This is a genomic window from Nocardioides eburneiflavus, assembly GCF_004785795.1.
GTDB classification, from domain to species: Bacteria; Actinomycetota; Actinomycetes; order Propionibacteriales; family Nocardioidaceae; genus Nocardioides; species Nocardioides eburneiflavus.
Map to the genome: position 1 here is coordinate 1,726,503 of NZ_SRRO01000001.1, position 26,779 is coordinate 1,753,281.

The following is a 26,779-nucleotide window of genomic DNA, read 5'->3' on the forward strand; positions in this document are numbered from 1 at the left end:
CAGGCGCGTCCGAGGGCGTGTCGACGCCCGGGCGGTGCATGAGCCACCTCTGTCGGGCCGGGATGGTGGTGGTGCACCGCGCCGGCACCGCGCCGGCGTACGCCTGCCTACGGCGCGATCGTCAGGAACAGGAACGACGCGAGCAGGACGAGGTGTACGCCGCCCTGGAGCGGCTTGGCCCGGCCGGGGACCACGGTCAGGATCGCCACGGCCGCGGTGAGGAGCAGCAGCACCGTCTGGAGCTGGTTGAGGCCGAGCTCGAGCGGGCCGTCGAGCCAGATGCTGGCGATCGCGATCGCCGGGATCGTGAGGCCGATGGACGCCATCGCGGAGCCGAGGGCGAGGTTGAGGCTCACCTGCACCCGGTTGCGCGCGGCGGCGCGCACCGCGGCGATCGACTCCGGTGCGAGCACGAGCAGCGCGATGACCACGCCGACCACGGCCTGGGGGAACCCCAGCGCAGCGACACCCGACTCGATCGCGGGCGACTCGACCTTGGCCAGTCCGACCACCGCGACCAGCGAGACGACCAGCAGCCCCAGGCTGGCCAGCGCCGCGCGGTCGGTCGGCGGGTCGGCGTGACCGTCCTCGTCGAGGTCGACCGGCTCGTGCTCGAGACCGTCGAGCCGTTCCTGGCGTGCGGTGGCCCGGACGGCCTCGCGGTCCTCGGCCGCCGCGACGGCCTCCGCCCTGGTGGCGACCATCGGGACGTACTGCCCCTGCGTGACCGGGAGGAAGAAGTCGCGGTGCCGGATGGTCTGGGTGAAGACGAACATGCCGTAGAGCGCCAGTGAGGCGATCGCCGCGAAGGCGAGTTGGGCGCCGGTGAACTCCGGGCCCGGCTCGGAGGTGGTCACCGACGGGACCACCAGGCAGAGCACGGCCAGGGCGATGACGGTCGCCAGCGCGGCGCCGGTGCCCTCGGGGTTGAAGACGGCGAGATGGTGCTTGAGCGCGCCGACGAGCAGCGAGATGCCGACGATGCCGTTGACGGTGATCATCACCGCTGCGAACACGGTGTCGCGGGCCAGGCCGGAGCCGTCCTTGTCGGAGGTCACCATCAGGGTGACGATCAGGCCGACCTCGATGATCGTGACGGCCACCGCCAGGACCAGTGAGCCGTACGGCTCCCCGACCCGGTGCGCGACGACCTCGGCGTGGTGGACGGCGGCGAGGACCGCGCCGACCAGCAGGAGCGCGAGCACCCCCAGCACCAGGCTGCTCTCGGGGTGGGCGAACCACGCGGGCGCCAGCGCCACGATGGCCAGGACGGGGGCGACTGTGGTCCACGACGGCCGGGTCATGCGGGGTCCCCGCGGCGTTGTTCGGGGGAGCGCAGCGGAGGAGACGAACGTCGTGGGGTGCTCACGCGGCAACCCTAGGGGGCCACCCTGAGCGCGATCCTCAGGTCTCCGGCGTCGACAGCTTCTCGAGCCGGGCGCGCAGCAGCGGCACCCGGTGGCTGTTGCCCTCGAGGGTGACGTACTGCTCGCCGAAGATCGCCAGCAGCGCGTCGTCGAGGCGGCGTACGGCTCCCGCGGGGTAGCGGTAGCCCATCCGGCGGATCACGGCGTCGGCGTCGACGGAGGTCAGCAGGTCGGCGAGGTCGTCCACGCTGTCGATGCCGAGCTGGGTGAGCAGCCCGGCGATCCAGTCGTAGTGGTCGGTGTGCGACCAGCCGGCGTCGCTGTAGTGGCCGGCGAGGAAGGTCGCGAGCTCCTGCCCGACGATGTGGTCGGCCTCCACCTCCGTGGTGCTGCCCGGAGCCGCCTGCTGGATCCGCTCGCGGATCGTGGCGAACTCGCGGTCGGCGAGCTCGATCAGGCCCGCGGCGAGGGTGAAGCGGCGGTCGAGGTCGGCCGCGGCGTCCTCGGGGACGTTGCCCTTGTAGCGGATGTCGTGCTCGAACTCGGCCCACGCGTGCTGGAGGACCGTCCGGACCTGGATGCTCGCCCGCTCGCCGGCCAGCTCGGGGTGCCCGTCAGCGTCGCCGCCGTCGTCGCTGCGGACCAGCAGGTGTCGGCTGGCGTAGCCGAAGCGCCCCGACCGTGCGGTCTCCTCGCCGAGGTCGCGGTCGTCGAGGATGGTGAGCTGGTCGTCGAGGAGCTCGGCCACGGCGGCGACGTCGCTGTGGACGTAGGTGATCACGCGGACACCGATCTGGTCGGTGATCTGCTCGAGCGGGTCGGGGTAGAGGAGCCTGTCGCCGTCGGTGCGGTTGGCCTTGGCGGAGAAGGAGGCCACGCTCTTCGTGCGCCCGGTGACGCTGAGGTAGTCGATGCCCGCGTCGTCGAGCAGCGTGCGGACCAGGGTGACCCAGCCCGCAGTCGCCTCGACGAGCCGCGGCTGCCGGGCGGCATAGGCGCGTACGGCCTCGCGCACCGGCTCTGCGTGGGTCTCGACACTCATGGCGCCACCCTGCCAGTGCGGGCCGTCGGCGTCGACGCGACGTCCCGCAGGAGCTCGCGCGTGCCTGCCCGGGGAGCCGGACCACGGTGGCTATCGTCGAACCACCATGCAGACCTCGACGCGCGTCTCGGACCCCTTGCCCGGCCACCGTGCAGGCCACCGTCCCGGCCGCCGTCTCGCGGGTCTCACCGGACTGGCCGGTCTCCTGCTGGCCGGTGGGCTGTCCGCCTGCGCCTCCGGCGGCGACGACAGCGCGACCGACCCGAACGCGACCAGCACGCCCACCGAGGCGCCCACCGAGACGCCTTCCGACGAGCCGTCAGAGGAGCCCTCCGGTGAGCCGTCCGACAGCGCCCCGGCCACGCTGCGTGCCGTTGGGTCTGCCGGCATCTCCGAGGCCCTGCTGGTCGACGCCACCGAGGGCGGCGGGTCGCCGTCGACGCTGGCCTTCGCGCTCGACACCGACCAGGCCGTCGACGACTTCGTGGTCGGCCTGCAGGCCGGGCTGCCCGCGAAGGTCTCCTCCGCCGTGGCCGACCTCGTGGAGCAGGCGCCCGACGCGACGCCCTACGGTGCGGTCGTGTCCACCGGGTGCGAGCCCCCGCGCAGCGTGGCCATCGAGGCCGGCGAGGCGGGCTTCGAGGTCGTGCCCAAGCTGCCGAAGAACACCGTGCAGTGCTTGGCGCCGGTGACGTACGTCGTGCTGTTCGCCGCGCCGAACGCCTGAGGCGCGCCGGCCGGAGGGTCGTCCGTCAGGGAGCCGTCGTCGGCGGCGTCGTGGGCGGGACCGTCGGCGGGAGGATCGGGACCACCGGCGGCAGCTCTCCGTGGTAGACCACGCCGAACGCGTTCGGCACCAGCCGCTCGGTGCCGTCGGAGGGCTCGTTGACGACCCCGAAGGCGCCGGTGCCGGCGCGGCTGTACATCGTCGACGAGCCGCCGCCGTCGAGGTTGATGGCGTTCTCGGCGCCGAGCGCGGTCATCATGTCGGCGAGCTCGACCATCGTGTAGCCGCGGCTCACCGCGGAGCGGCCGTCGACCACGAGGATGAGCAGCTTGCGCCCGTCGGCGTCGATGCCGACGGCCGTACGGGGGTGGGCGATGGTGTTGTTGATGACCGTCCGCACGCCGTTGACGAGCACGGGCCGGTCGCCGCTGATCGCGACGGTGGGCTTGCCGCCGTCGAACCGGGTGGCAACCGTGATCCTCTTGCCCCTCTTGAGGGTCTTGAGCTTGGCGGCGGCGGAGCCGGTGCCGATGAGGACCTTGTCCCTCTTGCCGATCCTCTTGCCGCTGGAGAGCTTCGGGCGGTTGGACACGACCCGGTTCCTGCGCAGGACCACCTCGCGGGCGCGGTTCTTGCCCCCGGTGACCTGGTAGCCCGGGGTGCGGTGGAAGGCGTGGGTGAACACGCCGATCTCGCCGGCCGGGATGCTCGGGTGGTTGACGCCGCTGACCGACCACTTGCGCCGCTGGCGGATCGTGTTCTGCACGGTGATCGGGCTGACGTGCGGCCCGGCCGGGTCGAACCAGAGCGTCGAGTTCACGCCGGGGATCCAGCCCTCGCGCGAGCCGGTGAGGATCCCCGCCTCGCGGTCGACCGACGTGCCGAGCGGTGCGTTGGTCCGGCCGATGTCGAAGAAGTCGCCGTTGACGGCGGTCAGGGCCTGGTTCCAGGCGCCGAGCTGGCTGACGGTCTTGCGGCTGGTGACGAAGGTCGGCGACAGCTCCTCGAAGGAGATGTTGGCCGCGTCGAGGCTGACGCTCACCAGGTTCATCCGGACCTGTCCGATCGGCTGGCGGCCGTCGACCTGGTCCCACTCGCGCAGGGTGACGCCGGGCGCGATCTCGTAGCTCACGTCGTTCTTGACCTGCGCCGTGCGCCCGCGGAAGTTGACCGGCGGTCCGACGACGGTGCCGGGCCTTCCGTCGGAGGTCTGGTTGCGTCCGCGGTAGCCGCTGTCGGTCCCCGAGGTCAGCCCGCGGTCCCGGGCGCCGTCCTCTGCGGACGACGGGCCGACGCCCACGTTGAGGGCGAGGCCGGCGACCAGCACACCCGCGGTGGCGACCGTCAGGCCTCGCGAGCGAAGCGCCGAGGCGGGGCGGAGGGCGGTCAGGGAGCGACGCGTGGAGGAAGGCACGCGCTCCAGAGTAAAGGACATCGTGGGACGGGTGGGAAAATTGGGATCTGTGGCCAGTCGTTTGGTCCCGTCGGTGCCGAGCGGACGCCCTAGGGTGGGGGACGTGCCGGACGAGCTCGCTGCCCAGCCCGCCGGCGGGGGTCCGGTGTGGAACACGCTCCACGTCGGCGACAACCTCGACGTGCTGCCGCGGCTCGCACCCGGGTCGGTCGACGTCGTCTACACCGACCCGCCCTACAACACGGGCAACGACTTCGCCTACGCCGACCGGTTCCGCGACGGCTCGCACGCCGACCCGTACGCCGGGCGCCACGCCGCCTGGACCGCGATGATGCGGCCGCGGCTCGAGGCCGTCCGCGAGGCGCTCGCGCCCCACGGGGCCGTGTTCGTCAGCATCGACGACAACGAGGTCGCGCACCTGCGGCTGCTGATGGACGAGGTGTTCGGCGAGGCGAACTTCCTCGCCCAGGTCGTGGTCAACCTCAACCCCAAGGGCCGCCAGCTCGGTCGGGGCTTCGCGACCAGCCACGAGTACGTCTTGGCGTACGCCCGCGACCTGCCGCAGTGCGTGGTCGACGGCAGCACCACCGAGTCGGTCGACGAGGCCGACTTCCCGCTGAGCACGCCGGACGGCCGTCGCTTCCGCTACCTGCCGCTGCGCAACACCAACAAGAAGTTCAACCCGCTCACCGCGCCCACCCTCCACTTCCCGCTGTACGGCGACCCGGTGACCGGGCGCGTGTCGTCGACGGAGTTCGACGGGAGCCTCGCCCTCACGCCGGTCTTCGGCGACGGGCGCCCGGCCGTGTGGCGGTGGTCGCGGCCGCGCGTGGCCGAGCGGCCCGACGACCTCGAGTGCCGGGTGATCCGCGGGCGCGGGGGCGAGCGCGCCGACATCTTCCAGCGCGACTGGCTGCACCGCGAGGGCGGGCGGCGCAAGAAGCTGCGCACGATCTGGCTCGCCGAGGAGATCGGGTCGACCGACACCGCGGTCGCGGAGCTCAAGGCGCTCGTGGGCCATGTCTTCGAGTCGCCGAAGCCCACCGGTCTGGTGCGCCGCATCCTCTCGACGCTGCCCGGCGACGTCGTCGTGCTCGACCCGTTCGCCGGCAGCGGGACCACCGGCCACGCCGTCGCCCTGGCCAACCTCGCCGACGGCGGCACCCGCCGCTGCATCAGCATCAACTCCGCCGAACCCACCCGCGAGGGCTCCAACGCCCGGCTCGCCGGCCTGGCCACGGTCGCCGACATCACCCGGACCCGGTTGGCCGCGGTCGCCGTGCAGGTCGGCGGCGGCCTCGAGGTCCACTCGTCGGAACCACCGGCTGACCGGTGATCCATGAGGTTCTGACCCGTTGCAACGGGTGAGAACCTCATGGATCACCGGCTTACCGGTGGTTCCCTCAACGCACGCCGGCGGCCTTCTCCAGCGCCTTCAGCTCGTCGTCGAGGTACTGGAGGAGCACCTGCAGGTGCGGGACCGTGCGCCGGCAGCCGGTGAGGCCGAAGCACATCTTGCCGTCGTAGGAGGTGCAGGTGATGTTGAGCGCCATGCCGTTGATCGGGATCGAGAGCGGATAAGTGCCGGTGAGCCTCGCGCCGTTCCAGTAGTGGGTCGTGCGCGGACCGGGGACGTTGCTGACGATCAGGTTGTAAGGAGGGCGGACGATGCCCTGCATCCGGAAGATCGGCCCGAGGATCGCCGGCGCCTGGCCGATCGCGCTCATCGCCAGGATCTGGGCGGGCGTCATCGCCGAGAGGCTCTGCTTGCCGTCCAGCATCGAGCGGTGGATGGCCGCGAGCCGGTCGGCCGGGTCGGGCAGGTGCGTGCCGAGCTGCACCATCACCGAGCCGACCGCGTTGCCGCCGTCGGAGGAGGCGAGCTGCGACTGCTTGGCGTTGAGCCCGACCGGCACCATCGAGATCAGCGTCGTCTCGGGGAGCGCGTCGAGGTCGAGCAGGTAGGTCCGCATCGCGCCGCTGACCATCGCCAGCACCACGTCGTTGATGGTCGTGCCGGTGGCCTTGCCGACCCCGCGCAGCCGCTCGACCGGCCAGTCCTGGGCGGCGAAGCGGCGCGAGCCGGTGATGTTCTGGTTGAGCATCGTGCGCGGGGCGTAGAGCGACAGCGCGGACGTCTCGTTGCGCACGCTCTTGTTGAGCGTACGGATCAGCGCGCCGGGCATCCCGGCGGCCTCGGACGCGAGCGCGAGGGCCGTACGGACCGTGGCCGCGGACACGTCGGTCAGCGAGGCGCCGTCGCCGGCCGGCGGCTCCTCCCGCGGCGCGCGCTGCCGCATGGCCCACGGGGCGGGCATGTCGCGCTCGTCGGGGTCGGTCGACAGCACGCTCGCCAGCAGCCGCATCGCGGAGACGCCGTCGACGAGCGCGTGGTGGGTCTTGGTGTACATCGCCACGCGGCCGTCGCGCAGGCCCTCGATGACGGTGGCCTCCCACAACGGGCGCTCCCAGGCCAGGCGGGTGCTGTGCAGCCGCGAGCACAGCTCGAGGAGCTCGCGGATCCGGCCCGGCTTGGGCAGCGCGCTGTGGCGCACGTGGTGCTCGATGTCGAACTGCTCGTCGGGCTGCCACACCAGCTGCCCGGCCGTACGCGCGGAGCGGTGCGGGTGCTTGAGGAACAGCGGTGCGACCGCCTCGACGTCGCGCATCTGCTCGTACATCTCGCGGACGTAGCCGCGCCCTGCGCCCGCGGGCTTCTCGAAGAGCTGGAGCCCGCCGACGTGCATCGGCATGTTGCGGTTCTCCGCGAGGAGGAAGCCTGTCGCTGTCGGGTCGATCGGGTTGACCACTGTGTTCTCCTCGCGTCCGCCTCGTCCCCCACGGGGGCGTCCGGGCATCCTCTCGCCCGGTGGCGGCCGCCACAAGGGTGCCGCGCGCTCTCAGGACTCCAAGGAGTGCGCCAGCTCGGCGACGACCGCGTCGACCACCGCGACCAGGTCGCCGCCCGACTCCTTGGCGACCGCTCGCTGCCGCTGGTAGGAGGCGCCGCGGGTGGGGATGTCGGCGACCGTACGCAGCTCGGCCTCGCAGTCCAGGCGCTTCGCGACCGGGGCGAGGCGCTCCAGCAGGTCGTGGAGGTCGTCGGTGACGAGGCGCTCGCGGTTGCTGTCGTCGACGATGACGATGGCCTCCAGGCCGTAGCGCGCGGCACGCCACTTGTTCTCCTGCACCTGCCACGGCGGCATCGTGGGGAGCGTCTCGCCGGCGGCGAGCCGGGTGTCGAGGTCGACGACCAGGCAGTGCACGAGCGCCGTCAGCGCGGCGAGCTCGCCGATGTCCGACATCCCGTCGCACACCCGGTGCTCGAGGGTGCCCAGGTGGGGCGCGGGGCGTACGTCCCAGCGCACGTCGGCCATCGAGTCGATGATGCCCGTGGTCGTCTGGTCGGCGATGCACTTCTCGAACTCGGCCCACGTGTCGAACGCGAACGGCAACCCGGCCGTCGGGAGCTGCTGGAACATCAGCGCGCGGTTGGAGGCGTACCCGGTGTCCTGCCCGGCCCAGATCGGCGAGCTCGCCGAGAGCGCGAGCAGGTGGGGGTAGGTCGTGAGCATCGACGCCAGCACCGGCATCACGCGGTCGCGCTCCGGCATCCCGACGTGCACGTGGACGCCCCAGATCAGCATCTGGCGGCCCCACCACTGCGTGCGGTTGATCAGCTCGGCGTAGCGGTGGCCCTCGGTGAGCTGCTGGTGGGACCAGTCGGCGAAGGGGTGCGAGCCGGCGCCGAGGAGGTCGACGCCGAGCTCGGCGGCGGCGGGCGCGACGACCGCGAGCGTGTCGCGCAGGTCGACGACGGCCTCGCCGACGGTGTCGCAGATGCCGGTGACGACCTCGACGGTGTTGCGCAGCAGCTCCTTGTGCAGCCGCTGCGGCTCGTCGAGGCGGCCGCCCGCCAGCTCGTGCACCTCGGACGCGACGCTGACCAGGTCGCGGGTGGTGCGGTCGACGAGCGCGAACTCCCACTCCACGCCGAGCGTGGGCGCCGGCGACGCGTGGAAGTCGATGCGCATGCGTCGAGTCTAGGGACGTGCCCCCGGCCGGGGCTCACCCCTGTGACCGGGCCGGTCGCGGCGATGCCACCATGGCCCGGTGGACGAGCACGACGACCCCGACCAGGACGCCGCGCAGCAGGCGGAGCGGGCCCGCGAGGTCCACCTCACGATGGACCTGTGTCTGCGGATCGGAGAGATGCTGCTGTCGTCGGGAGCCGGTGCCGCCGACGTCACCGCGACCATGCGGTCCGTGGCCGACCACCTCGGCCTGCGGCATGCCGAGATCGACGTGACCTTCACCGCGCTGTCGATGAGCCACCAGCGCTCGGCGGACGACGTGCCGACGCTGATGATGCGCCACGTCCAGCAGCGCGACATCGACTACGAGGACCTGACCGCGGTCGACCACCTCGTCCGCGACGTGCTGACCGACCAGGCCGACCTCTACCTCGCGCGCTCGCGGATGGCGACCATCGTCTCGCTCGGACATGCGTTCCCTCGCTGGGCGGTCACCGTCGCGTGGATGGTGATGGCCGCGTCCGTCGGCGTCTTCCTCGGTGGCGGGCCCGTCGTCTCGGTCGTGGCCGCGGTCGCCGCGGCGCTCATCGACCGGGTGCAGGTCGTGCTGGCGCGACGACGGCTGCCGTTCTTCTACCTCCAGGTCGCCGGCGGCGCGATCGCGACGCTGCTGGCGGCAGGCGTCGCGGCCAGCCCCATCGAGGTCGATCCCTCGCTCGTCGTGACGGCCAACATCATCATGCTGCTCGCCGGCATCGGGCTGATGGGCGCCGTGCAGGACGCGCTCACCGGCTTCTACCTGACCTCGAGCGCCCGGCTGATCGAGGCGATGATGGCCACCGCCGGCATCATCGCCGGCGTCGCACTGGGCATCTCCGTCGCCGACACGGTGGGCTTCGAGCTCGGCCAGCTGGTGCCCGGCAAGGTCCAGGCCTCGGACCTGCCGGCGGTGCTCCTCGGTGCGGCGGTGTCCGCCGCCGCCTTCAGCGTCGCGTCGTACGCCCCGCGGCGTGCCGTGCTGCCCATCGCGCTCATCACGGCCGTCGCGGCCGGCATCTCGCAGGCCATCACCGTCGCCGGCTTCGGCCGCGCGGCAGCGGCGGGTGCGGCAGCGTTCTTCATCGGCCTCGTCGCGTACGCCGTGGCCGGGCGCGTACGCGTCCCGCCGCTGGTCGTGGCGGTGCCGGCGATCGTGCCGTTCCTGCCCGGCCTGTCGATCTATCGCGGACTGACGTTCCTGGCCGACGGCGGCTTCTTCGTCTCGCAGGGCATCCTCGCGCTGATGACCGCGATCTCGGTCGCCATCGCGCTCGCCTCGGGGGTGATCCTGGGCGAGTACGTCGCCCAGCCCCTGAAGCGCGAGGCGCGCAAGCTCGAGAGCCGCCTCGCCGGTCCCCGCCTGGTCGGTCCGTTCCGGGCGATGACCCGTGCCGAGCGGCGGGCGCTCAGGAGGTCCGAAGAAGCCTGAGCGTGTCCAGCCAGCGCTGGTGCGTGCCATCGTACGGCGGCAGGCCCGCGCGTACGGCTGCGACCAGCTCGTCGCAGGAGGCCTGCGCCCTGGCGATGACCTCGGCCGGGTAGCCGAAGGTGACCTGGTGCTCGGCGAACTCGTCCTCGTCGTCGACGAAGGTCTCGCCGGGACCAGCAGGTGGTTCGTCCCACGGAGCAGACTCCACCGGCGGGAGCGGGTCGGGCAGGCGGATCACGTCGAGGTCGAGGTCGATCGCCCGGAGGGCGCCGTCCTCCCACCCCGCCGGAGTCGTGACGTCGATGTAGAGGTCGCACCAGATACCGGGGGCCTGGAACGTCGCCAGGTGCCACCGGTCGAGCGGCACGAGCGTCACGCAGTCGACCGCGGAGTGGAACTCGTGGCCCGGGCGGTGGTGGTGGGTGCCGGCGGGGACCCCGATCCACTCGCCGTGCTCGTCGGAGCCGAGGTGGACCCCCTCGAACTGCCAGTGCGGCCGGTCGCCCCACTTCGTCATCTCGCAGCGGATCGGGGTCCCGGGCTCCATGGGGTCATCTCTACCAGTCGAGTCGGCGCATCCTCGCGCAGGGAAGTGGTCGAGTCGGCACATCCTGTCGTCCACAAGGGGTCGAGTCGGCCCGTCCTCGCGCGTCGGTCGTCAGGATGCGCCGACTCGGCGGTGCGGGGGCGTCAGGATGCGCCGACTCGGCGTCAGCGGAGGGGCATGCGGGAGGTGATCCGCGCGACGACGTCCTGGTAGCGCGACCCGGCGAGCTTGGCGAAGTGGTGGATGACGTGGGCGTCGACCCCGACGAGCACGCGGGCCTTCCCTGCGAGGGCGCCGTCGAGGATGATCTCGGCGGCCCGGTCGGGCGACATCCGGGCGAGCTTCTTCTCGAAGAGCGCGTCGATGCGGGCGCCGTCGAGGCCGGGCGCCTTGCGGCCGTGGCGGCTGATCCCCGTACGGATGCCGCCGGGGTGCACGCAGGTGACGGTCACCGGGTGGCCGGCGACCAGCATCTCCTCGCGGATCGCCTCGGTGAGGCCGCGCACGGCGAACTTGGTGGCGTTGTAGGCCGACTGGCCGGGGACCGACACCAGCCCGAAGAGCGAGGAGATGTTGACCAGCGCGCCGTCGCCCGACGCGATGAGGTGGGGGAGGAACTCCTTGGAGCCGTGGACCACGCCGTGGAAGTTGATGCCGAGGATCCAGTCGAGGTCCTCGTAGGTCAGCTCGGTGAAGTCGCCGGTGGCGGTCACGCCGGCGTTGTTGACCACGAGGTTGACCGTGCCGAACTCCTCCACGACACCGGCGGCCCAGGCTGCGACGGCTGCCCGGTCGGAGACGTCGACGACGTCGTGGCGCACCTTCGGGACCTGGGTCGAGGCACCCGCCTGCTCGACGAGCCGCACGGTCTCCGCCAGCCCGTAGGCGTCCCAGTCGGACAGCGCGAGGTGCGCCCCGCCGCCGGCGCTGCGGAGGGCCAGGGCTCGGCCGATGCCGGACCCGGCCCCGGTGATGACGACGACCTTGTCGCGGAGGGTGCTCAGGCTCATGGCAGCAACTGTAACTGTCGTTTACGACTCGCGGGAGAGGAGCGTGACGGTGATCGTCGTGGCGCCCGGGGAGCTGGACAGGGCGACCGAGCCGCTATGTGCGGCCACGATGGCCTGGACGAGGGAGAGCCCGAGCCCCGCACCGCCCCGCGTACGGGCCGCGTCGCCGCGGGTGAACCGCTCGAACGCGTGGGGCGCCAGGTCGGGTGCGAAGCCCGGCCCGTCGTCGTGGACCGTGAAGCCGTCCCGGGTCGCGGTGACCGTGACGGTGGAGCCGGGCGGCGTGTGCGTGCGCGCGTTGGTGAGGAGGTTGCTCACGACCTGGTGCAGCCGCGCCTCGTCGCCGGTGACCGTGATCGGCTCGTCGGGGAGCGACAGCCGCCACGAGCGCTCGGCGTCGACCACGCGCGCGTCGTCGACCGCCTCGAGCAGCAGCCGCGACAGGTCGACCGGCTGCCGCTCGAGCGGGCGACCGGAGTCGAGGCGCGCGAGCAGCAGCAGGTCCTCGACCAGCGCGGTCATCCGGGCCGACTCGGTCTCGACCTTGTCGAGCGCGGTGCCGCTGGTCTCGGGGCGGTGCCGGGCCAGCTCGGTGTAGCCGGCGATCGTCGCGAGCGGCGTACGGAGCTCGTGCGAGGCGTCGGCGACGAACTGCCGCACCTGCTGCTCGCTGCGGTGGCGCTGGCCGAGGGAGTCCTCGACGTGGTCGAGCATCGCGTTGAGCGCCGAGCCCACCTGTCCGATCTCGGTCCGTTCGTCGGTGAGCCGGCCGGGCACGCGCTCGGTCATCTCGATGTCGCCGGAGGCCAAGGGCAGCTCGGCGACGCGGTGCGCGGTGGCGGCGACCTCGCGCAGCGGCGCCAGCTGGCGGCGTACGACCCAGGTGCCGACGCCGGCCGCTCCCAGCACGCCGAGGAGGGTGGCGAGCAGCTCGAGCCGCAGCAGGTCGGCGACGGTGTCGTCCACGTCGTCGAGCGGCAGGCCGGCGACGACCAGGCCGCCCTCGACGCCCTCGACGGCGATGCGGTAGCGCCCCAGCCCCGGGAGGTCCACGGTCCGGAGGTCGCGGTCGTCGTGGAGGTCGGCCAGGACCGCGAGCTGCTCCTCGTCGAGCGCGGTCGCCGCGCCCCAGCTGCGGCGGTCGCGCTCGGAGAGGACGAGGCCGGACGGTTCACCCGAGTCGGGCACGACCGCCTCGAGGGAGCCGAAGCGCTGGCCGGGACCGAAGTCGTCGCCCCCCGGCCGCGGCACGGGACCGCCCGGGCCGTAGAGGGTCCGGTCGAGGGCGGTGCGTACGTCGCCGTCGAGCCGGGCGTCGAGGTTCTGCTTCATGGCCAGCGTGGTCGCCGTCCCGATCGCCGCGGCCGTGACGGCGACGAGCAGGACCACCACGGCCACGAGGCGGGTGGTGAGGGTGAGGGGCCGGAGCTGGGGGAGCGACATCACGGCGCCGGCTTCAGCACGTAGCCCGCGCCGCGCATCGTGTGGATCATGGGCTCGCGGCCGGCGTCGACCTTCTTGCGCAGGTAGGAGATGTAGAGCTCGACGACGTTGGCCTGGCCGCCGAAGTCGTAGTGCCAGACGCGGTCGAGGATCTGCGCCTTGCTGAGCACCCGGCGCGGGTTGCGCATGAGGAACCGGAGCAGCTCGAACTCGGTCGCCGTCAGGGAGATCTCCTCGCCGCTGCGGTGCACCTCGTGGCTGTCCTCGTCGAGGGTGAGGTCGCCGACCACGAGGACGTTGCCGGCGTCGGCCTGCGCGGCGGTGCCGCCGCGGCGGATCAGCCCCCGCAGCCTGGCCACGACCTCCTCGAGCGAGAACGGCTTGGTGACGTAGTCGTCACCGCCCGCGGTGAGGCCGGCGATCCGGTCCTCGACGGCGTCCTTGGCGGTGAGGAAGAGGACGGGTACGTCGCTGCCGTCGGCGCGCATCCGGCGCAGCACCTCGAGGCCGTCGAAGTCCGGGAGCATGATGTCGAGCACCACCGCGTCGGGGCGGAAGTCGCGCGCTGCCGCGACGGCGTCGGTGCCGCTGTGCGCCGTCCGGAGGTCCCAGCCCTCGTAGCGCAGCGCCATGGCCACGAGCTCGGCGATGTTGACCTCGTCGTCGACGACGAGGACGCGTACGGGGGAGCCGTCGGTCCGGGTCAGCTGCTGCACGGCAGCATCCTGCCGCGAGTTCCTGTGTGGTTGCTGTGCGAACCCTGTCGACGACCTACTCGCCGACCGGGGGGCGGTTCAGGCGCGCCGCCTGCTTCGTCAGGTGGGTGTGCTCGGCGAGGTTCGTCGCCAGCGCGGCGGCCTCGGCGTACAGCTGCGCGGCCGTCGCGAGGTCGCCGGCCCTCTCGTGGAGGTACGCCGCCGCCGCGCGGTGCCGGGGCAGGCCGGGGTCGACCTCGGCCAGAGCCGCGAGACCCGCGCGGGCGCCGTCGGCCTCGCCCACCGCGACGGCGCGGTTGAGGCGTACGACGGGGCTGCCGGTCAGCGCCAGCAGCTCGTCGTACCACTGCACGACCTGGACCCAGTCGGTCTCCTCCGCGGTGCGGGCGTCGGCGTGGAGGGCGGCGATGGCGGCCTGGAGCTGGAACTCGCCGCGGGCCTGCCGGGCCAGGGCGGACTGGAGGATCGCGACGCCCTCCGCGGCGAGCGCGGCGTCCCACAGGGTGCGGTCCTGCTCGGCCAGCGGCACGAGGCTCCCGTCGGCGCGGGTGCGGGCGGGTCGCCGGGCGTGGTGGAGCAGCATGAGCGCGAGCAGGCCGTCGGTCTCGGGGTCCTCGCCGTCGGGACTGACGAGGGTCGCCAGCTGCCGGGTGAGCCGGATCGCCTCGGCTGCGAGGTCAACGTCGCCGGTGTAGCCCTCGTTGAAGACGAGGTAGAGCACCCGCCGCACCGTCGCGAGGTCGCCGGGCCGGTCGAACGCCTGCCCCGAGACGGTCCGCTTGGCACGGCTGATGCGCTGCGCCATGGTCGCCTCGGGCACGAGGTAGGCCTCGGCCACCTGCTTGGTCGTCAGGCCCGCCACCGCCCGCAGCGTCAGGGCCACGGCCGACGCCGGGGTGAGCGCCGGGTGCGCGCACAGGAAGAAGACCCGCAGCGTGTCGTCGGCGTCCTGCGTCGGGCCGGGCTCCGGCTCGAGGTCCACCGCGACCTCCCGGCGCTGCCGCGCGGACTCGGAGCGCACGACGTCGAGGAACCGGCGCCACGCGACCGTCACCAGCCAGCCCTTGGGGTCGCGGGGCGGGGCGTCGGGCCAGGCGCGCACCGCCTCGACGAGGGCCTCCTGGACGGCGTCCTCGGCCGTCGCGAAGTCGGCTCCGCGACGGACGAGGACGCCGATCACAGCAGGGACGAGCGGGCGGAGCGTCGACTCGTCGAAGGGGTCGGCCACGACCGAGGTCAGTCCCCGGTGGCCGACGGCGCGCCGTAGAACGGGCGCACCTCGAGCCACTCGTGGATCGGCCTGCCGTCCTTGCCGGGGGCGAGGGACAGCTCGCCGGCGAGCTCGACGGCACGGTCCCAGCCCTCGACGTCGACGACGTACCAGCCGGCGATGAGGTCCTTGGTCTCGGCGAACGGCCCGTCGGTCACCGGGCCGGTGCCCTGGTCGTTCGCGCGCACGAAGGCGCCCTCGGGTGACAGCGCCTGGGCGTCGACGAGCTCGCCGTTCTCCTCCAGGCGCTTGCCGAACGCGTCCATGAACTGCATGTGCGCGTCCACCTCGTCCGGCGCCCACTGGTCCATCGGGGCGTCGTTCACCGTGGCGGGGGCGCCGCGGTAGTGCTTGAGGATCAGGTACTTCGGCATGTCGGTTCTCCTTGTCGAGTGCAGCCCATTGCGGCCGCGTCCACACCGGGGACGGAGCCGTCGGCGGGTTCTCGACATGGGGGACCGGAGAAGTCTGGGCGATCTCAGGGCACGCTCACAGCCGCCGCACAGGTCGCCCGCGCACGCTCGGTCCATGAACGACGACATGCCCCGCGACACGCGCGTCCCGCAGCCCGACGACGAGACCCAGCCCGTACGCGCCGCCGGCGCCGTGCCCGCGGCCGACTCCCCGGCGGCCGACTCCCCGGCGGCCGCCGCCCCGGCGGCCGCCGCTCCCGACGAGCCTGCCGAGCCCGCTGCCCGACGCCGTGGCTTCCGCGAGCGCCTCCGCTCGGCCCGCCGGTCGGAGGGGAGCCGTACGTTCGGCCTGGCCGCCCTGGTCGCCTCCGCCCTGGCCGGCATCATCGTCGGCGGGCTCGGCGCGGCCGCGCTGGGCGCGATCACCGACGACCGCTGGTCCGGCCGCGGCGGGTGGGTGCAGCGCGACGAGGACCGCGGCCCCGGCGACCGCGGCGGCATGCGCGGCGGCCCCCGCGGCGTACCCGGTCAGCTCCCGCCGAGCACCGCACCCGAGGACGACGAGGGCTCCGCCTCCTGACGCACGTGCGTCCGTCGTGTCCGGTCCGGGGAAACCCGGTTGCCGCCGTGGGCGAGAATGGCGCCCGTTGTGAAGATCATCTATCCGCCCGAGCTCCCGGTCTCCGCTCGCCGCGACGACATCGCCGCGGCCATCCGCGACCACCAGGTCGTGATCGTCGCCGGCGAGACCGGCTCGGGCAAGACGACCCAGCTGCCCAAGATCTGCCTCGAGCTCGGTCGCGGGCTCGGGTCGGCCGAGGGCGGCAAGCTGATCGGCCACACCCAGCCGCGCCGGATCGCCGCCCGCTCGGTCGCCGAGCGGATCGCCGAGGAGCTCGGCACCGAGCTCGGTGACGTCGTCGGCTACCAGGTCCGCTTCACCGACCGCACCAGCAAGGCCAGCCGGGTCAAGCTGATGACCGACGGCATCCTGCTCGCCGAGCTGCAGCGCGACCGCGACCTCCGCAAGTACGACACGATCATCATCGACGAGGCCCACGAGCGCAGCCTCAACATCGACTTCCTCCTCGGCTACCTCAAGCGCCTGCTGCCGCGCCGGCCGGACCTCAAGGTCGTCATCACCAGCGCCACGATCGACGTGGAGCGCTTCGCCGAGCACTTCGGTGATGGGCAGAGCCGCGCCCCGGTGGTCGAGGTGTCGGGGCGTACGTACCCCGTCGAGGTCCGCTACCGCCCGCTGCTCGCCCTTCGAGACGGCTCGTCCCTCACCTCCTCAGGAACCGGTGAGACAGAGCGCGACGAGGACGGCGAGCCGGTCCAGCGCGACCAGACCGAGGCGATCCTCGACGCCGTCCGCGAGCTGTCGGCCGAGGGACCCGGCGACGTGCTGGTCTTCCTGCCCGGTGAGCGGGAGATCCGCGACACGGCCGAGGCGTTCGAGAGTTTCGACAAGCTCAACCAGCGCGGGACCCGGCTCGAGATCGTGCCGCTCTACTCCCGCCTCAGCGCCGCCGACCAGCACAAGGTGTTCTCCAGCCATTCCTCGACCGTGCGGCGCGTCGTGCTGGCCACCAACGTCGCCGAGACGTCGCTGACCGTGCCGGGCATCCGCTACGTCGTCGACACCGGCGTCGCACGGATCAGCCGCTACTCGGTACGCACGAAGGTGCAGCGCCTGCCCATCGAGCCGATCAGCCAGGCCTCGGCCAACCAGCGCTCGGGCCGCTGCGGACGTGTCTCCGAAGGCATCGCCATCCGCCTCTATTCGGAGGAGGACTTCGAGGCACGCCCGGAGTTCACCGATCCCGAGATCCTGCGCACCAACCTCGCCAGCGTCATCCTCCAGATGGCCTCGCTGCGCCTCGGTGACATCGCCCGGTTCCCCTTCGTCGAGCCCCCGGACCGCCGCAACGTCAAGGCCGGCACCGACCTGCTCGAGGAGCTCGGCGCGGTGGCCGCGGAGAACGACCGTCCCGGCGTACGCCTCACCGCGGTCGGCAAGCGTCTCGCCCGGCTCCCGATCGACCCCAGGCTCGGCCGGATGATCCTCGAGGCCGAGCGCCTCGGCTGCCTGCGCGACGTGCTCGTCATCGCCGCGGCCCTGTCCATCCAGGACCCGCGTGAGCGACCCGAGGAGCAGCGCGCGCAGGCCGACCAGCTGCATGCGCGCTTCAAGCACGAGACCAGCGACTTCCTCACCTGGCTCAACCTCTGGCGCCACCTCAGGTCCCAGCAGCGCGAGCTGTCGTCGAGCGCGTTCCGCCGGATGTGCCGGCGCGAGCACCTCAACTACCTGCGCATCCGCGAGTGGCAGGACTACGAGTCCCAGCTGCGCCAGGTGTGCAAGGAGATGAAGCTCGACCTGGGCAAGGCCGGGAGCAGCGAGGGCGGGGCGGCGTACGACGAGGACGGCATCCACCAGGCCCTGCTGTCCGGGCTGCTCAGCCACATCGGCGCGCTCGAGGAGCGAGAGAAGGCCAAGCCGGGGGAGCGCCGCCCGCTGCGCGAGTACGTCGGCGCCCGCAACGCCCGCTTCGCGATCTTCCCCGGCAGCGTCCTCAAGGGGCGCAACCCGGACTTCCTGATGAGCGCCGAGCTGGTCGAGACCTCGCGGCTGTGGGCCCGGCAGAACGCCGCGATCAAGCCCGAGTGGGCCGAGCGGCTGGGCGCCCACCTGGTCAAGCGGAGCTACTCCGAGCCGCACTGGTCCCGCAAGCGCGCCGCGGTCATGGCTCGCGAGCGGGTCACGCTGTACGGCGTGCCCCTGGTCGCGGACCGGCTCGTGTCCTACGGCAAGGTCGACCCGCCGCTCGCCCGCGAGCTCTTCATCCGCCACGCCCTCGTGCAGCGCGAGTGGGACTCCCGGCACCGATTCCTCGCCGAGAACGCTCGCCTGCTCGAGGAGGCCGAGGAGCTCGAGCACCGCGCGCGGCGCCGCGACATCGTCGTCGACGAGGAGACCCTCTTCGACTTCTACGACGCCCGGGTCGGCGCCGACGTGGTCAGCGGCCAGCACTTCGACCAGTGGTGGAAGCGGGCCCGCCAGAAGCGCCCCGACCTGCTCACCTTCGACCCCGAGATGCTCACCCACGGCACCGCCGACGAGGTGCACGCCCACGACTTCCCCACCCAGTGGCTCTCCGGGGACGGCACCGGCGACACGGGGCTGACCTTCCCGATCAGCTATCACTTCGAGCCCGGTGCGGCCGACGACGGCCTCACCATCGACGTGCCGGTGGCGACGCTCAACCGCGTCGAGGCCGACGACTTCTCCTGGCTCGTGCCCGGGCTGCGCGAGGAGCTCGTCACCGAGCTGATCCGCTCGCTGCCCAAGCAGCTGCGGGTGGCCATGGTGCCGGCGCCCAACACCGCGCGCGAGTTCCTCGACGCGACCCCGCCCGGGGCCGAGCCCTTGCTCGACGCGCTCGAGCGCTTCGCGCGCAGCACCCGGAGCCTGGTGATCGACCGCGAGGCGTGGGACTGGTCCAAGGTGCCCGCCCACCTGCGCCCGACCTACCGCGTGGTGACCGAGGAGGGGGGAGAGGCCGGCCGTGGCAAGGACCTCGATGCCCTCAAGGAGCCCCTGCGCCCGACCTTCGAGCAGGCGATGGCCGACGTCGCCGCCGACTCCGGCGTCACCGCCACCGGTCGGACGACGTGGACCTTCGGCACCGTCGAGGAGTCGTTCGTCCATCGTCGTGCCGGGCACGAGGTGCGTGGCTTCCCGGCCCTCGTCGACGAGGGCGCGACGGTGGGGCTGCAGGTGCTCGCCACCGCAGACGAGGCCGCCGCCCACCACCGCCTCGGCGTACGCCGGCTGGTGCTGCTCGCGCTCGGACCCGCCCAGCCGGTGGACGACGTGCTCGCCGCCGCCGGGCTCGACCAGCGCGCCAAGCTCGCGCTCGTCGGGTCCCCGTACGCCTCGGTCGTCGACCTGCTCGACGACGTCCGGGCCGGCATCGTCGGCGAGGTCGTGGACGCACACCCGGCCGTGCGCGACGAGCCGGCGTACGACGCGGTGGTCGCCGCGGCCCGGGAGGCGGTCGCTGCGGGGACGAGCGCCGCTGTGCACGACGTGATGCGGGTCCTCGAGGCCTGGCGCACCACCGACAAGGCGATCTCCGGGCGCGCCGACCTGATGACCCTGCCGGCCCTGACCGACATGCGCGCGCAGGTCGGCCGGCTGATGGCCCCGGGGTTCGTCGGCGAGGCCGGCGCCACGCGGCTGCGCGACTACCCGCGCTACCTCCGGGCGGTCACCTACCGGCGCGAGCGGCTCGACCAGCAGGTCGCTCGCGACCGCCAGCTGATGGACCAGCTGTCGGGGCTCCAGGAGGCGTGGCTGCATGCGGTCGCCGCGCTGCCCGACGGCCAGCCGGTGCCGCAGCACCTGCGAGAGGCGCGGTGGCTGCTGGAGGAGTACCGCGTCTCGCTGTTCGCCCAACCCCTCGGCACGGCCACGAAGGTCAGCGACCAACGCATCCGCAAGGTGATGGGGCGGTCCTAGGCTGGTGCCATGACCGGCCGCATCCACCACCGCCCGATGACGCCCGGCGGCGGCTTCTTCGACGAGATCGTCGGCGGCGCCGACCCCGCGCAGGTGCGCGAGGCCGGCGACCTGGCCGCGACCGTGCTGGTGCGCGGCGCCCGCTCCTCCGACGACCCGCAGGTGGCCGAGCGGATCGTCCACCTCGCGGAGACCGAGGGTCTCGAGACGCTCGCCGAGGTGTGGTCCGGCGCGCCCGCCGACACGCTCGCCGGCAGCCTGTGGCGGCTGTTCCTGCTGCGCTCGTGGGTGTACGCCGCGCCCGAGGAGGTCGCCGCCGAGTACGACGCCGGTCAGCGCCGCGTTGACGTGGCCCGGGTGGTCGCCGGGGTCGCCGACCCGCCCGGCCCCGACGAGCTGCGCCGGATGGTCGACGACGTGCTGCGAGGCATCGCCGGGGGCGACTTCGCCGTGACCCTCTTCCGGGCGGCCGCCTTCGCGCGGATCGTCGCCGCGGGACGGGCCGCGCTCGGCAGCGCCACGCACGAGGAGATCAGCCGGGTGCTCGTCCTCTCCGAGCAGCTCGAGGCGGCCGGGCACGGCGAAATCGCCAACACCCTGGCCTGAATGATTAAAATGGTCCTCGAGTGCGTCGGGCTGTGGCAGCCCCGGGTCCCACAATTAGCCGCTACGAGCGGCCACGCGCCGTGAGGCGCTCCCGGTCCGGCGCACTCATTCACCTCCGGGCCCACCTCTAGGCTCGTGGGATGACGATCGGCAAGCGCATCCGCGCGTTCCTCTCCGGCGGCCCGGCGGGTGCGTCCGACACCACCCCCGACCCCACGCCCGACGCCACAAGCGCCCCGACGTACGCCCCCGAGCGCGACGGCGAGCCCGACCCCGGCGAGGTCGTCTGGGCGTGGGTCCCCTACGAGGACGACCCGAGCCAGGGCAAGGATCGCCCGGTGCTGGTGCTCGAGGTGGCCGGTGACGGGTGGACCGGGCTGATGCTGAGCAGCCAGGACCACGACCGCGACGCCGAGGACGAGGCGCGGTTCGGTCGCCACTGGATGGACGTCGGCACCGGCGGCTGGGACTCGCAGGGGCGACCCAGCGAGGTGCGGCTCGACCGGCTCATCCACCTCGAGCGGGACGGCGTACGACGCGAGGGTGCCGCGCTCGACGAGACGATCTTCACTGCCGTCGTGGAGGCTCGCCGTGGCTTGTCCGGCTAGGGTTTCGCCGTGTCTCGCCTCTCCTTCCGCCGTGCCGCCCTGGCCGCCTCGGCCTTCGCGCTCACGCTGACGACGGCCGCCTGCACCGGCGCCGCGGAGCCCGACCCGGGCCCCACGCCGTCGCCGAGCGGGACGGGCCAGCCGTCCGAGAAGCCGCGCAAGGTGACCTTCGGCGCCTACGGCAGTGAGGAGGAGGTCGCCGCCTTCCAGAGCGTCGTCGACTCCTTCAACGCCTCCTCGACCACCCGCCAGGTCACCCTCCAGTCGTGGCCGGACCACGAGTCCGCGCTCGCCGACGTCCTGGCCGGCAACGCCCCCGACGCCTTCCTCACCTCGCGGATCGACCTCGACCAGCTGGTCGAGGCAGAGGCCCTCCGGCCGGTCAGCCTCCTGCTCGACGAGCGGGGCGTGGACTTCGGCGACCGCTTCTCCCGCGACGCCGTCGACGCCTTCGCGATGGACGACGAGCTCCAGTGCATGGCCTACTCGGTGTCGCCGATGGTCGTCTACTACAACACCGACCTCGTCGACTTCGACAAGATGGAGCGCCGCGAGTACGACGTGCCCACCGCCAACGACGAGGGCGTGCGCGAGCGCTGGACCCTCGCCGAGTTCGGTGCCGCCGCGACCTTCGCAGCGCGTCGCGGCGACCGGCGCGGGGTGTGGATCGACCCGACGCTGCAGGGCCTGGCGCCGTTCATCTACTCCGGCGGCGGGCAGGTCTTCGACGACGACGAGGCACCGACGTCCCTCGCCTTCAGCGACGACTCGACCCGCGAGGCGCTCAACGAGACCCTCGCCATCCTGCGCAACGCTGCGCTGACGCCGACCAACGCCCAGCTCGCGAGAGCGACGCCGGTGCAGCTCTTCAAGCGGGGCGAGCTCGCCATGGTGGCCGGCTTCCGCAACCTCGTGCCGGAGCTGCGCGAGGTCGAGGACCTCGACTTCGACGTCCTGCCGATGCCCGTCATCGAGGACCGCGCCACGGTCGGCGACATCAGCGGACTCTGCCTGTCAGCGGACTCCGAGGTGACCGGCGACGCCGCGGACTTCATTGCGTACGCCGTGTCCGACGCCGCGATCGCGACCGTCGCCTCGACGGGCTACATCGTGCCGGCGAACACCTCGGTCGCCGCCTCCGACGACTTCCTCGCGCCCGACCTCGAGCCCGCCAACGCAGCCGCCTTCAACTCGAGCATCCGCTACATGGTGGTGCCGCCCTTCATCGATCAGCGCGAGGAGCTGGTGGACGCGGTGACGCCGCTGCTGGACCGGCTGGTCACCGCGCCCGGTGTGCTCGACCTCGAGCAGACCACCGAGCAGATCGACCAGGCCTCCCGGACGATCCTCTCGCCCGAGGAGGAGACCGAGTCGCCGACCGAGGAGCCGAGCGAGTCGCCCTCGGAGTAGGGCGCCCCGCTGCCGGCGCCAGCCGACCTGGAGTGGCTACTCGCGCTCGGCCCCGAGGATCGCGCCGACCAGCGCGCCGGTGACCAGCTCGGCCTGCCAGGGCCGGGCGCCGTAGGAGGCCAGCTGCTCGCGTACGGCCTGCGCCAGCTCGGCCGGCTCGCGGGTGGCCGGCGGCGCCCACATCAGGCGGCGCAGGAAGTCGGGCGTGAGCAGGTTCTCGACCGGCAGCTGGTGCTCCTCGGCGAGGTTGAGCATCGACTCGCGCGCGGACTTGAAGCGGCGGTCGGCGACCGGCTCGCGATCGGCCCACGTGCGCGGGTGCGGGGGGCCGTCGCCACGAGGGGCGCGGGTGGGCAGCTCGTCCTCGGGCATCTCGCGCACCCGCTGGAGCGCGTCGACCCACGTCGAGGCGTAGCGGCCGGCGCCTCGACCGTGGAAGCCCGGCGTGGAGAGCAGGGCGCGACGGTCGGTGGGCATCACGGTGGCCGCGACGACGATCGCGGAGTCGGGCAGGATCCGCCCCGGCGTGACGTCACGCTCCGCGGCGATGGCGTCGCGCGCCTCCCACAGCGCCTTCGCGGCCCCGAGGGCGCGACGCCCACGCAGCCGGTGCACGCCCGACGTACGCCGCCACGCGTCGACGCGCACGGCCGGCTCGAAGCCGAGCAGGTGGTCGAACTCCTGGCGTGCCCACTCGGCCTTGCCGGCCTTCTCGAGCTCCGTGACCATGTGCTCGCGCAGCTCGAGGAGCACCTCGACGTCGAGCGCGGCGTACTCGAGCCACGACTCGGGCAGCGGGCGTGTCGACCAGTCGGCGGCGGAGTGCTCCTTGCGCATCCGCTGCCCCAGCACGGTCTCGACCAGGGTGGCGAGACCGACGCGGGGGTAGCCGAGGAGGCGTCCGGCGAGCTCGGTGTCGAAGAGGCTGGTCGGGGTCAGGCCGACCTCGCGCAGGCACGGCAGGTCCTGGGTGGCGGCGTGGAGGATCCACTCGGAGCCGGCGAGGGCGTCCTGCAGCGGGGCGAGGGTGGACATCCCGATGGGGTCGACCAGCCAGGTGCCGGCTCCTTCGCGGCGCAGCTGGATCAGGTAGGCGCGGTTGGAGTAGCGGTAGCCGGAGGCGCGCTCGGCGTCGATGGCGACCGGTCCGGTCGCCTCGGCGAGGGCCGCGCACGCCTCGAGGAGCCCGGCGTCGGTGTCGACGACCTCCGGAAGGCCGTCGCGCAGCTCGAGCAGGGGAGCCGGTGCGGCCTCGACGTCGGGCGCGGCCTCGGCGGCGGGCCCGGTGACGTCGGGCTCAGTGCCGGTCTCGGCCTCTGTGCGGGAGGTGTCCGGGGAGTCGGGCATCGGTTCAGGTGCCGCGCTGTCCACGCCGGCTCGGGATGGCGGTGACGCCCTCGGGCACCGGTGGGAGGCCGACGGCGGTGCACATCAGCTCGCCCCACGCCTCGACGTGGGCGGTCATGTCGAGCGCGCCGTCGTCGTCGACGTCGGGGGTCCACGACGCGCGGATCTCGACCTGGGCGGTGCCGGACTCGTCGGCCATCTGCCCGAAGCTCTCGGTGGTCACCCGGGTGACCGTGCCGGACGCCGCATGGAAGCCGGCGCCGTGCGCCTCCAGCGCCTCGACGAGCCAGGACCAGCCGACCGCCGCCAGCATCGGGTCGGCGCCGAGCTCGGGGTCGATGTCGGCGCGGGCGTAGGCCACGCAGCGGAACGTGCCGTCCCAGGCGTCGTTGCCGGCCGGGTCGTGGAGCAGGATCAGGCGGCCGGTGCCGAGGTCCTCGTCGTCGACCGTGACGTCGCCGCTCAGCGCGGACGACCAGGGTGCGATGCGCTGCGGCGCGGGCATCTCCTCGCAGAGCACCTCAGGGCGCAGGGTCGCCCGACGCATCGACTCCACAGCCGCGCGGAACTCCGCGGGCCCAGCCGCGGCAGCACTGCCGGGGTGGGTCTCGTGACGGGCCACCATGGCCTCAGAGTAGGCCAGCGGCCCGCTCCGCCGATGTGCCGCCACGCCGCCTGACCTGCGAAGATTCGGGAGTGACCGACGCCGTACGCACGCCCCACCCCGGCCTGGCCGAGAGCCCCTTCCTCCGTGCGGCCCGCGGTGAGCAGCCCTCGCACACGCCCGTGTGGTTCATGCGGCAGGCGGGGCGCTCGCTCCCGGAGTACCTCGAGGTGCGCAAGGGCATCGGGATGCTCGAGTCCTGCATGGACGCCGACCTCGTGACCGAGATCACCCTCCAGCCGGTCCGTCGCTACGGGGTCGACGCGGCGATCTTCTTCTCCGACATCGTGCTGCCGCTCAAGGCCGTCGGCGTCGACCTCGACATCAAGCCGGGCGTCGGCCCCGTCGTCGCCTCGCCCGTACGCACCCTCGCGGACGTCGAGGCGATCCCGGACCTCGCCCCCGAGCACGTCCCCTACATCTCCCAGGCCGTGCGCCAGCTCGTCGCCGAGCTCGGCGCCACGCCCCTCATCGGCTTCGCCGGGGCGCCCTTCACGGTCGCGTCCTACCTCGTCGAGGGCGGACCGTCCAAGGAGCACGCGAAGACCAAGGCGATGATGTTCGGCGCGCCCGACGTCTGGGACGCGCTGATGCGCAAGATCGCGGGCATCGCCGCGGCCTACCTCCGCATCCAGGTCGAGGCAGGCGCCTCGGCCGTGCAGCTCTTCGACTCGTGGGCGGGCGCCCTGACCCCGGCCGACTACCGCGCCTCGGTCATGCCGCACTCGGAGCGGGTGCTCGCCGAGGCCGGTGGGCTCGGCGTGCCGCGGATCCACTTCGGCGTCGGCACCACCAACCTCCTCGGCCTGATGGGCGAGGCCGGGGCCGACGTGGTCGGCGTCGACTGGCGTACGCCGCTCGACCAGGCGATCCCGCTGGTGGGCGACCGGGCCGTGCAGGGCAACCTCGACCCCACGCTCGTCTTCGCGCCGACCGAGGTGATGACCGCACGCGCGGCCGAGGTCATCGAGGCCGGCCGTCGCGCCAAGGGGCACGTCTTCAACCTCGGCCACGGCGTCATCCCGTCGACGGACCCCGGTCAGCTCACGGCGCTGACCGAGTTCGTGCAGGCGTACCGACCGCTGACGTCGTAGACGCGCGGACACAAGTCCTTCCCATATCCCGGTTCGAGCGTGAGGCGAGCGGTTCCCGCGCAGTTCTGTCCGCGCGTCTACGCGGCGGGCGGGTGGGCGGCCGGAGCCCGACGGCGGCGTACGAACAGCCACACCGGCAGCCCGAGCAGCAGGGCCACCGCGGCGAAGGGCAGCAACGCACCCATCACCGTGGTGAGGATCGTGACGACCGCCCCGAGCGCCCTGGTCCCGCCGTCGAGCCCGGCGAGGAAGCCCGCGGGCTTCTCCTCGTCCTCCGGCTCGTCCTCGACCACCTGGTGCCGTGAGATGTCGACCGTGATGGTGGACAGCGAGGTCTGGTCCGCCAGCCACGACTGCTGGGACCGCAGGGAGTCGAGCTCGGCCTGTCGGCTGGTCAGCTGCGACTCGATCCAGATGATGTCCTTGAGGTCGCGCGCGTCGGCGAGCAGCAGCTCGACCCGCCGGAGGCTCGCCTCCTGCGCACGTACGCGGACCCCGGTGTCGATGACCTCGGTGGTCACGTCCTCGGAGCCGCGGTCGGACGTCCGCAGCACCCCGACCTGCTCGAGCGCCGACATGGTCTCGCCGAACTCCGCGCTGGGGACCCGTACGACGAGCCGGACGTAGGCTGGATCTCCCTCGGAGTCGGCCTCGGACGTCTCGTCGGTGATCTCGCCGCCCTGCGCGTCCACGACCCGCTGGACCTCGCGCCGGGTAGCGCGCACGTCCTCGCCCGCGAGGGAGATCGTGCCGGTGGAGACCACTGAGCGCTCCATCTGCGGCGTCGTCGGGCCGTCGCCCGATCCGGCCGGGTCGGACGTCGACCGGTCGGCACCGCTGTCCGCGTCGGACCCGGCGCCGGCTCCCGAGCCCGAGCCCGAGTCCGCGGCGGCCGGCACCGACTCGCCGGAGCTGGCGTCGGAGCCGCCGTCGGAGGTGGAGCAGGCGGCCAGCGCGGCCGTCGTGGTGAGCGCGATGAGGAGTCCCGCGGCACGGGAGGCTGTGGAGGTCGTCATGGCCGTCCGACGCCGACGGCGCGATCACCGGTTCCGGCCGTGACGGAACCGTGAT

Annotated in this window: 23 protein-coding genes; 9 read left to right on the plus strand and 14 right to left on the minus strand. The window is 72.9% G+C overall.

Going from position 1 to position 26,779, the window contains the following annotated elements; all coding sequences use genetic code 11:
* Positions 1-107 precede the first annotated feature (107 nt).
* Together EXE59_RS08120 and EXE59_RS08125 are read right to left on the minus strand one after the other, a co-directional pair.
* Positions 108-1,304: a calcium:cation antiporter gene (locus EXE59_RS08120; RefSeq protein WP_135838452.1), complete on the minus strand. Its 1,197-nt coding sequence runs from the start codon at positions 1,302-1,304 to the stop codon at positions 108-110.
* Positions 1,305-1,404: 100 nt separating this feature from the next.
* The gene (locus EXE59_RS08125; RefSeq protein WP_135838453.1) at positions 1,405-2,409 is read right to left on the minus strand and encodes a GTP pyrophosphokinase; all 1,005 of its coding nucleotides are present in this window, start codon (positions 2,407-2,409) and stop codon (positions 1,405-1,407) included.
* Positions 2,410-2,515: 106 nt separating this feature from the next.
* Here EXE59_RS08125 and EXE59_RS08130 point away from each other — a divergent pair, with 106 nt between their 5' ends.
* Complete coding sequence (locus EXE59_RS08130; RefSeq protein ID WP_135838454.1) at positions 2,516-3,136, plus strand: hypothetical protein; 621 nt, start codon at positions 2,516-2,518, stop codon at positions 3,134-3,136.
* Between the two features lie 25 nt (positions 3,137-3,161).
* On the opposite strand, the gene EXE59_RS08135 is transcribed toward EXE59_RS08130, so the two are convergent.
* Complete coding sequence (locus EXE59_RS08135) at positions 3,162-4,550, minus strand: phosphodiester glycosidase family protein (RefSeq protein ID WP_168218443.1); 1,389 nt, start codon at positions 4,548-4,550, stop codon at positions 3,162-3,164.
* Between the two features lie 103 nt (positions 4,551-4,653).
* Here EXE59_RS08135 and EXE59_RS08140 point away from each other — a divergent pair, with 103 nt between their 5' ends.
* Complete coding sequence (locus EXE59_RS08140; protein ID WP_246056614.1) at positions 4,654-5,886, plus strand: site-specific DNA-methyltransferase; 1,233 nt, start codon at positions 4,654-4,656, stop codon at positions 5,884-5,886.
* A gap of 67 nt (positions 5,887-5,953) precedes the next feature.
* On the opposite strand, the gene EXE59_RS08145 is transcribed toward EXE59_RS08140, so the two are convergent.
* A complete protein-coding gene (locus tag EXE59_RS08145; protein ID WP_135838456.1) occupies positions 5,954-7,360 on the minus strand; it encodes a WS/DGAT/MGAT family O-acyltransferase in 1,407 nt (468 codons plus the stop codon).
* A gap of 90 nt (positions 7,361-7,450) precedes the next feature.
* Positions 7,451-8,584: a glutamate--cysteine ligase gene (locus tag EXE59_RS08150; protein ID WP_135838457.1), complete on the minus strand. Its 1,134-nt coding sequence runs from the start codon at positions 8,582-8,584 to the stop codon at positions 7,451-7,453.
* Positions 8,585-8,663: 79 nt separating this feature from the next.
* Here EXE59_RS08150 and EXE59_RS08155 point away from each other — a divergent pair, with 79 nt between their 5' ends.
* Entirely contained in the window at positions 8,664-10,052 is a 1,389-nt protein-coding gene (locus EXE59_RS08155) for a threonine/serine exporter family protein (protein WP_246056616.1), read from the plus strand.
* On the opposite strand, the gene EXE59_RS08160 is transcribed toward EXE59_RS08155, so the two are convergent.
* From EXE59_RS08160 to EXE59_RS08185, 6 genes are all read right to left on the minus strand, one after another.
* A complete protein-coding gene (locus EXE59_RS08160) occupies positions 10,030-10,599 on the minus strand; it encodes a ribonuclease FAU-1 family protein (RefSeq protein ID WP_168218444.1) in 570 nt (189 codons plus the stop codon). The genes EXE59_RS08155 and EXE59_RS08160 overlap by 23 nt on opposite strands.
* A 164-nt stretch (positions 10,600-10,763) precedes the next feature.
* Positions 10,764-11,609, minus strand: coding sequence for an SDR family NAD(P)-dependent oxidoreductase (locus EXE59_RS08165; protein WP_135838459.1), 846 nt, complete (start codon positions 11,607-11,609; stop codon positions 10,764-10,766).
* A 21-nt stretch (positions 11,610-11,630) separates the two neighbouring features.
* Entirely contained in the window at positions 11,631-13,052 is a 1,422-nt protein-coding gene (locus EXE59_RS08170) for a sensor histidine kinase (RefSeq protein WP_135838460.1), read from the minus strand.
* Positions 13,052-13,768, minus strand: a complete 717-nt coding sequence (locus EXE59_RS08175) for a response regulator transcription factor (RefSeq protein ID WP_135838461.1) — start codon at positions 13,766-13,768, stop codon at positions 13,052-13,054. The genes EXE59_RS08170 and EXE59_RS08175 overlap by 1 nt, the downstream gene beginning before the upstream one ends.
* A 55-nt stretch (positions 13,769-13,823) precedes the next feature.
* Entirely contained in the window at positions 13,824-14,996 is a 1,173-nt protein-coding gene (locus EXE59_RS08180) for an RNA polymerase sigma factor (RefSeq protein ID WP_135838462.1), read from the minus strand.
* 8 nt (positions 14,997-15,004) lie between these two features.
* On the minus strand, positions 15,005-15,412 hold the full coding sequence (locus EXE59_RS08185) for a YciI family protein (protein WP_135838463.1): 408 nt from the start codon (positions 15,410-15,412) through the stop codon (positions 15,005-15,007).
* A gap of 154 nt (positions 15,413-15,566) precedes the next feature.
* Between EXE59_RS08185 and EXE59_RS08190 the strand changes: the two genes are divergently transcribed.
* From EXE59_RS08190 to EXE59_RS08210, 5 genes are all read left to right on the plus strand, one after another.
* Complete coding sequence (locus tag EXE59_RS08190) at positions 15,567-16,031, plus strand: hypothetical protein (RefSeq protein WP_135838464.1); 465 nt, start codon at positions 15,567-15,569, stop codon at positions 16,029-16,031.
* Positions 16,032-16,088: 57 nt separating this feature from the next.
* Positions 16,089-19,979 (plus strand): ATP-dependent RNA helicase HrpA, encoded by a 3,891-nt coding sequence (gene hrpA, locus EXE59_RS08195; RefSeq protein ID WP_135838465.1) that lies wholly within the window; start codon positions 16,089-16,091, stop codon positions 19,977-19,979.
* Positions 19,980-19,988: 9 nt separating this feature from the next.
* Positions 19,989-20,585, plus strand: a complete 597-nt coding sequence (locus tag EXE59_RS08200) for a hypothetical protein (protein WP_135838466.1) — start codon at positions 19,989-19,991, stop codon at positions 20,583-20,585.
* A 140-nt stretch (positions 20,586-20,725) separates the two neighbouring features.
* Positions 20,726-21,193 carry a type II toxin-antitoxin system PemK/MazF family toxin gene (locus EXE59_RS08205; protein WP_135838467.1) on the plus strand — a complete coding sequence of 156 codons (468 nt, stop codon included), beginning with the start codon at positions 20,726-20,728 and terminating at the stop codon, positions 21,191-21,193.
* 9 nt (positions 21,194-21,202) lie between these two features.
* A complete protein-coding gene (locus tag EXE59_RS08210; protein WP_135838468.1) occupies positions 21,203-22,603 on the plus strand; it encodes an extracellular solute-binding protein in 1,401 nt (466 codons plus the stop codon).
* 36 nt (positions 22,604-22,639) lie between these two features.
* On the opposite strand, the gene EXE59_RS08215 is transcribed toward EXE59_RS08210, so the two are convergent.
* Positions 22,640-23,950, minus strand: a complete 1,311-nt coding sequence (locus EXE59_RS08215) for an HRDC domain-containing protein (protein ID WP_135838469.1) — start codon at positions 23,948-23,950, stop codon at positions 22,640-22,642.
* A 4-nt stretch (positions 23,951-23,954) separates the two neighbouring features.
* Positions 23,955-24,575, minus strand: a complete 621-nt coding sequence (locus EXE59_RS08220; RefSeq protein WP_135838470.1) for a DUF3000 domain-containing protein — start codon at positions 24,573-24,575, stop codon at positions 23,955-23,957.
* Positions 24,576-24,646: 71 nt separating this feature from the next.
* Between EXE59_RS08220 and hemE the strand changes: the two genes are divergently transcribed.
* Positions 24,647-25,708: a uroporphyrinogen decarboxylase gene (gene hemE / locus EXE59_RS08225; RefSeq protein ID WP_246056617.1), complete on the plus strand. Its 1,062-nt coding sequence runs from the start codon at positions 24,647-24,649 to the stop codon at positions 25,706-25,708.
* A 77-nt stretch (positions 25,709-25,785) separates the two neighbouring features.
* On the opposite strand, the gene EXE59_RS08230 is transcribed toward hemE, so the two are convergent.
* Entirely contained in the window at positions 25,786-26,724 is a 939-nt protein-coding gene (locus EXE59_RS08230) for a DUF4349 domain-containing protein (RefSeq protein ID WP_135838472.1), read from the minus strand.
* Positions 26,725-26,779: the final 55 nt, after the last annotated feature.